Genomic DNA, 6,714 nt, shown 5'->3' on the forward strand with positions numbered 1-6,714 from the left:
GCTCACAATCTGCTTAATTTGTCAATGCCTTCTACTGGACTGGCTCTCTAGTAGTTAGTGAAGAGGATGTGGGTAAAACATCATTAACAGCGCTACACGATGAAGACATTCACACCCACGAATCCACTACCCACGGCATTGAAATTAAATGGCTTTTAACAGCACTATTGCAGGGATTATCAAGGTATATTTGACTAGAATTAAGGTGTTATAGCGATTATTATTTGGATACTATAAACGGTAGGGGTTTACAGAAGTGCGCCTCTACGATGGACACGCCAGTTTAGCTATAAATTAAAATCTACCATTTTACGGGTATTAGAAAAATGAGGTTTAAGGACTGGGCGACTAGGGTGCTATTAATCTCGCTGATGTTCATGGCTCTAATTGTAGTGCTGTTAATTGGACGAGCGACAAAATTACAAAATAATCCGGCAACAGCCAGTACATCCAATCCACAGGTTACAGCTTTCAGTCAATATCCCCAGGCGCAATTTCAATCAGCGAAAGAGCCAGAGAAGAAATCTCAAAATTTTATCAAGTCCCCAGTTAAGACTAACCAGCCTGTAGCAAGGTACGTAACGACTCAAGCTTTTGCACAGTACAGACCTAATTATGAAGTTGTTGCAGTTAACCCAACTAACTATGGAGAACGGTACACCCAAGATGTTAACGGTCTTCCTCTCACCAACCAACCAATTATCGTCCTCCATGAAACTGGTTATTCTGCTTCCAGCGCCATCAATTTCTTTCAAGTAGCCCATGATGATGAAAGTGTGCAAGCAAGTTACCACGCTTTAATCAAGTTAGACGGAACGGTGGTTTATCTGGTACCACCAGATAAACGGGCTTTTGGTGCAGCTAACTCAGTATTTGATAGTCCTAATGGAGTGGAAACTGTGAAGACTAATCCAAATTTGCCCCCGTCTGTGAATAATTTTGCCTATCACGTTTCTTTAGAAACACCGCCAGATGGTTATGACGGTAGCAGCCAACAAACCCATAGCGGCTACACGGAAGCTCAATATAATTCTCTCGCTTGGTTAATTGCTCAAAGTCAAGTTCCAGACGATCGCATCACTACCCACAAGCAAGTAGACCGTTCCAGTCAAAAAGTTGACCCGATCAATTTTGATGGTAATAAATTTCTGGACTTACTTAATACTTATCGTCAAATTAAACCAATCTATAGAGTGAGTAAATAAAAATGGTGCGTTACGCTGTTGCGTTAACACACCCTACAAAATTGATCAAGAAGGGGAAGGGGGAAGGGGGAAAGGGGAAAGGTAAAAACCTCGCCCGAAGTCAAGCGAAATAATCCAAATTTTATGGGGAAGGTAAAAACCTCGCCCGAAGTCAAGCGACAATCATCATCCCTTTCCCCTTTCCCCTTTAACCTTTTCCCTTTTATTTGCTAAAGCTATAAATTTGCTGTGTCTCCAGGCGATCGCTAATCGATGAAGGCAGTGTACCATCTGAAAATGTCTGTCTATCTAGTTGGACTTGTAAATTACTCAAAGGATCGCAACCAGAAGAAATCAGAAATTCTATTTTCTGGATGTAAGGCAAAGTTGCTAGGTTGTCCAGAATTTGGAAAATAGCCTGTATATAAGGATGGCCACTTTGTTGATACCAATCAGAGCTAGCAACTTTTGGCTGATCAAAACCCAAGTGTACTGTCAAAGATGGCTCATTAAATATAGCGATCGCTAATGGACGTGCCTCTTCCTGCAACAATAAATCATTACTTTTCGCTAAGTGTCGCAGTTTCTCTAAGCGTTCATAACGTTCTGTCACAGCTTCCGGGTCATCTTGCCAATGAATTGCTACTGTTACCAGATAAGTCTGTAACAGCATGTGACCAAGCTTTTTCGCCTTTGTTGCTAGGTAATAGGAATTGTAGTCGGTTGCCTCAATCAATAACGGCACGCGATCGACTACTTCCAACCCATAACCCTTGACTCCAGCAATTTTACGAGGGTTATTGGTAATCAGGCGAATCTTTTTGATGCCCAAATCCATGAGCATTTGTGCCCCCATCCCGTAGTCTCGCAAGTCAGCAGGAAATCCTAAACGCTCATTTGCTTCTACTGTATCCAGCCCCATATCCTGCAATGAGTAGGCTTTCAGCTTGTTAATCAAGCCGATTCCCCGTCCTTCTTGACGCAGGTATACAACTACACCTTGACCAGCAGACTCAATCATTTTCAGTGCCGCTACAAGCTGCATTCGACAGTCGCAGCGCAAGGAGCCTAAAGCGTCACCAGTTAAGCATTCTGAGTGCATTCGCACCATCACTGGCTCATCTTTGAAGTTAGCTGGATCGCCCTTGACAATTGCAACGTGTTCTGTATTATCCAGAGTGTGGCGGTAGGCGTAAATTTCAAACTGACCGAATTCACTAGGCAGTTTGGTAACAACTTCTCGATATACTAGGCGATCGTGCTGTAGGCGATAGCTGATTAAATCCGCAATACTAATAATTTTTAAATTGTGACGTTTCGCATATTCGACTAACTGCTGCAACCGCGCCATTGAACCATCGGAGTTTTGAATTTCACAAATTACTCCTGCTGGGTATAGCCCTGCTAGTCGGGCTAAGTCTACAGCCGCTTCCGTATGCCCTGCGCGTTTGAGTACGCCTCCAGCCTTAGCCCGAATTGGGAAAATATGACCAGGACGACGTAAATCGGTGGGTTTTGTGGCTGGATTGAGAGTAACCTGGATAGTGCGGGCGCGGTCTTCTGCTGAGATGCCAGTAGTTACACCCAATTCTGGGCCGGCATCAATACTGACAGTGAAGGCAGTTTGGTTAGTATCTGTAATGTTGCTTACCATCAAAGGTAAGTCTAGTTCGTCTAAGCGATCGCCTGTCATTGCCAGACAAATCAGCCCTCTAGCTTCCACCGCCATGAAATTAATCATGTCGGGTGTGGCAAATTGGGCGGCACAGATTAAGTCGCCTTCATTTTCTCTATTTTCATCATCTACCACTACAATGACGCGACCAGCTTTTAGGTCTGCTAAAGCGGCATCAATCGAATCAAATTTAAAAGCTTGGTTAGTATTAGGCTGTGACACAGAAAGATTTCCAGCTACCAACGTAAATTTTTTTAACAATTTCTTCTTTTAGATTGTAGCTCCTTTATAAGGCAGAGAAGTAGACTAGCAATGATTTGATAAAGTGGCAACAATTTTTGCGCCTAAAATCGGGTGGTAGTAGAGTGCAACAACAAACAATGATGAGCAAAACAAGAGGGATAAATAAAATATCTTACAATCTCACCGCGTCACTCCTTCTCGACGCCTGAAAAAAGTAGAGGGGTTTCAGCTGTTTTGTACGCTGTGCGTCTAGTCGCTGATATTGTTGAAAGCTGATAACGAATTCACCATTCATGGGATAAGGATTTCAGATCATGGGCAAATTTAGACGCGTACCCGTTGGGATTGTTGGCGCGTCGGGCTATGGCGGAGTACAGTTAGTACGACTACTGATGGATCATCCAGAAGTCGAACTGGTTTATTTAGGTGGTGAGAGCAGTATCGGAAAATCCCTTGGGGATCTCTACCCGCATCTGGCTCATGCAACTAACCTGCTAATAGAAGCGGTAGAACCAGAAATAATTGCTCAACGCTGTGAAGTAGTTTTCCTTTCTTTACCAAATGGTCTGGCTTGCCAAATCGCGCCCAAACTGTTGGAAAAAGGATGTAAAGTATTAGATTTGAGTGCAGACTATCGGTTCAGCGATTTGATAACTTATACAAATTGGTATGGCATTGAGAGAAGCGATCGCGCAATTGCAGCTACAGCAGTTTATGGATTACCAGAACTTTATCGCGATCGCATTGCCGAAGCACAACTCATTGGCTGTCCTGGTTCTTATCCCACTGCGAGTCTCCTTGCACTTTCGCCACTCTTAAAGCAAGGCTTAATCAGACCAGAAACAGCTATTATCGATGCCAAAGCTGGTACATCTAGCAGTGGACGGCAAGCTCAAACTAATTTACTACTCGCTGAAGCAGACAACTCCATAGCAGCTTTCAATGTTGGTCGTCACCGTCATACCCCAGAGATTGAGCAAATTTGCAGTGACTTAGCTGGTCACGAACTCATGATCCAATTTACACCGCACCTTGTCCCAATGGTACGCGGGATTTTGGCAACGGTATATGCCACAATGAGCGATCCCGGTCTAGTGCGAGATGATTTAATCACAATTTTCTCAGCCTTCTACCGCAACTCCCCTTGGATAAGAGTCTGCGGTAGCGGCGTTTACCCCCAAACAAAGTGGGCTAGCGGCAGCAATCTTTGTTACATCGGTGTAGAAGTTGACCCACGCACAAGTCGCGTGATTGTCATGTCAGCAATTGATAATTTAATTAAAGGACAGGCGGGACAAGCGATTCAGTGTCTAAACCTGATGATGGGCTGGGATGAAACTTTGGGGTTGCCCAAGTTGGGGTTTTATCCATGATGAATGGGGAGTGGGGAGTAGAGAGTGGGGAAATACCCTACTCCCTATTCCCTATTCCCTACTCCCCCTTTTCTCTACTTCGGCCCTAAACCGACAGCACCAGCATAAACGGCGCGATCGCCTAGTTCATCTTCAATTCGCAGCAAGCGATTATATTTTGCTACGCGTTCGCTGCGACACAGGGAACCAGTTTTGATTTGACCGGCACGAGTTGCTACAGCTAAATCAGCGATCGTTGTGTCTTCAGTTTCACCAGAACGATGGCTAATTACTGAACGGATACTGTTGCGAGTTGCTAAATCAATTGTTTCTAAGGTTTCGGTAAGAGAACCAATTTGATTGAGTTTAATCAAAATAGCATTAGCGGCTTTTTCTTGGATGCCCCTTTGCAAACGAGTAGCGTTGGTCACAAACAAGTCATCGCCTACCAATTGCACCCGCGAACCTAACTTCTGGGTGAGCAATTGCCAGCTTTGCCAATCTTCTTCGTGCAAGCCATCTTCGATTGACACAATTGGATATTGTTCAACTAGTTGTCCTAAATAATCAATAAATTCAGCTGGGGCGTGAGGTTTACCATCGTAAACATACTGTCCATTCTTGTAAAATTCGCTAGCCGCCACATCCAATGCCAAAGCTACTTCTTCCCCTGGCTTGTAACCAGCTTTCTTAATGGCAGCAACTAGCAATTCCAAAGCCACCTGATTGGACTCTAGGTTAGGGGCAAAGCCACCTTCATCGCCCACACCAGTGAGCAAACCCTTTTCATCCAATACCTGGCTGAGGGTGGCAAACACTTCTGCACCCCAGCGCAACGCTTCCCGGAAGGAATTTGCGCCAATTGGGACAATCATAAACTCTTGAAAATCTACGTTATTTGAAGCGTGTGCGCCACCGTTAATCACGTTCATCAACGGCACTGGTAGCAAATTCGCTAAAGGGCCACCCAAATAGCGATATAGAGGAATGTCCAGAGACTCAGCGCTAGCTTTAGCTGCTGCTAGGGAAACTCCTAAAATCGCATTGGCTCCCAAATTGGATTTGTTAGCAGAACCATCTATAGCGATCATTGTCCGGTCTAACAATTCTTGGTTGAGGGCATCCAAGCCTAACAATTGTGGTGCAAGTGCTTCTTTGACGTTTTGTACTGCCTTGAGTACCCCTTTGCCCCCATAACGGCTTTTATCGCCATCACGCAGTTCGTGAGCCTCAAAAGTGCCAGTCGAGGCACCACTGGGAACCTGTGCCAGTCCCACAACACCGTTGGCTAAATGCACTTCGGCTTCAATTGTCGGTCTACCGCGTGAATCAAGAATTTCGCGGGCTGCGATCGCTTCAATTGCAGTATCTAGAAATTTACTCATCTGTACTTTATCCTTTTTTCGAGTGTGTTACGCATCCAGTCCATCTGCCTAACCCAATCGCTAGCATAGGCGTTTAAGAGACTTTATTGGCTGAGGTTAAAGAAGATTTCCATTATATGGATAGGGATCAACGCCAAAAATGGGTAAGAGAATGTTTATTCTGTCCTTTACCTTTTAATTCTTTCCCTGATGGTATTTCTGCCTTCAGACTTTGAGCTAGGTAAAATATTGGCAGAGAATAACACTAAATCAATTACAGAGAAAAGGTCAATATGCGATTACTACACACAATGTTGCGGGTGGGCAACCTTGAAGAGTCCTTAAAGTTCTACTGTGAAGTTTTAGGAATGAAATTACTGCGCCGAAAGGATTATCCAGGGGGAGAATTTACCCTAGCTTTTGTTGGCTACGGTCATGAAAGCGACAACTCGGTGATAGAACTAACCTACAACTGGGGTGTGGAAAAGTACGAACTGGGTAATGCTTATGGTCATATTGCCCTTGGCGTTGATGATATTTATGCTACGTGTGACGAAATCCGCAATCATGGCAGTAAAATCGTGCGCGAACCAGGCCCAATGAAACATGGTTCGACAGTAATTGCTTTTGTGGAAGATCCAGACGGGTATAAAATTGAACTGATTCAGATGGGAACTCAAGGGTCAGCAGTCAAACAAGAATCACAAGAGCAACTTGTGAGTCAGTAATTCTGATAATCAGGAATATTAAGCCAATACGCTTGAGTTCAGGCTTGATCCTCCTTAAAAAGGCTTGCCATTACTCACATTTTTGTAACAGTTAAGATATCGCATTGGCCGACCTGACTTTTCACGTTATGTGGAAAAGTCCACCAAAAACCTAACCCCCTAACCCCC

At 44.3% G+C, this 6,714-nt stretch carries 6 protein-coding genes; 4 read left to right on the forward strand and 2 right to left on the reverse strand.

Going from position 1 to position 6,714, the window contains the following annotated elements; all coding sequences use genetic code 11:
* Nucleotides 1-68: 68 nt before the first annotated feature.
* Both VB740_RS16505 and VB740_RS16510 read left to right on the forward strand, forming a co-directional pair.
* Nucleotides 69-194 (forward strand): hypothetical protein, encoded by a 126-nt coding sequence (locus VB740_RS16505; RefSeq protein WP_323201050.1) that lies wholly within the window; start codon nucleotides 69-71, stop codon nucleotides 192-194.
* A 132-nt stretch (nucleotides 195-326) separates the two neighbouring features.
* The gene (locus VB740_RS16510; RefSeq protein ID WP_323201051.1) at nucleotides 327-1,205 is read left to right on the forward strand and encodes a peptidoglycan recognition family protein; all 879 of its coding nucleotides are present in this window, start codon (nucleotides 327-329) and stop codon (nucleotides 1,203-1,205) included.
* A gap of 202 nt (nucleotides 1,206-1,407) precedes the next feature.
* On the opposite strand, the gene ribBA is transcribed toward VB740_RS16510, so the two are convergent.
* Nucleotides 1,408-3,081: a bifunctional 3,4-dihydroxy-2-butanone-4-phosphate synthase/GTP cyclohydrolase II gene (ribBA, locus tag VB740_RS16515; protein WP_323201052.1), complete on the reverse strand. Its 1,674-nt coding sequence runs from the start codon at nucleotides 3,079-3,081 to the stop codon at nucleotides 1,408-1,410.
* 335 nt (nucleotides 3,082-3,416) lie between these two features.
* Here ribBA and argC point away from each other — a divergent pair, with 335 nt between their 5' ends.
* Entirely contained in the window at nucleotides 3,417-4,475 is a 1,059-nt protein-coding gene (gene argC / locus VB740_RS16520) for an N-acetyl-gamma-glutamyl-phosphate reductase (protein ID WP_323201053.1), read from the forward strand.
* Between the two features lie 74 nt (nucleotides 4,476-4,549).
* Here argC and eno read toward each other — a convergent pair whose 3' ends face one another.
* The gene (gene eno, locus VB740_RS16525; RefSeq protein WP_323201054.1) at nucleotides 4,550-5,839 is read right to left on the reverse strand and encodes a phosphopyruvate hydratase; all 1,290 of its coding nucleotides are present in this window, start codon (nucleotides 5,837-5,839) and stop codon (nucleotides 4,550-4,552) included.
* 272 nt (nucleotides 5,840-6,111) lie between these two features.
* Here eno and gloA point away from each other — a divergent pair, with 272 nt between their 5' ends.
* Nucleotides 6,112-6,546: a lactoylglutathione lyase gene (gene gloA, locus VB740_RS16530; RefSeq protein WP_323201055.1), complete on the forward strand. Its 435-nt coding sequence runs from the start codon at nucleotides 6,112-6,114 to the stop codon at nucleotides 6,544-6,546.
* Nucleotides 6,547-6,714 lie beyond the last annotated feature (168 nt).

The organism is Nostoc sp. UHCC 0251, from assembly GCF_034932245.1.
Lineage (GTDB): Bacteria > Cyanobacteriota > Cyanobacteriia > Cyanobacteriales > Nostocaceae > Nostoc.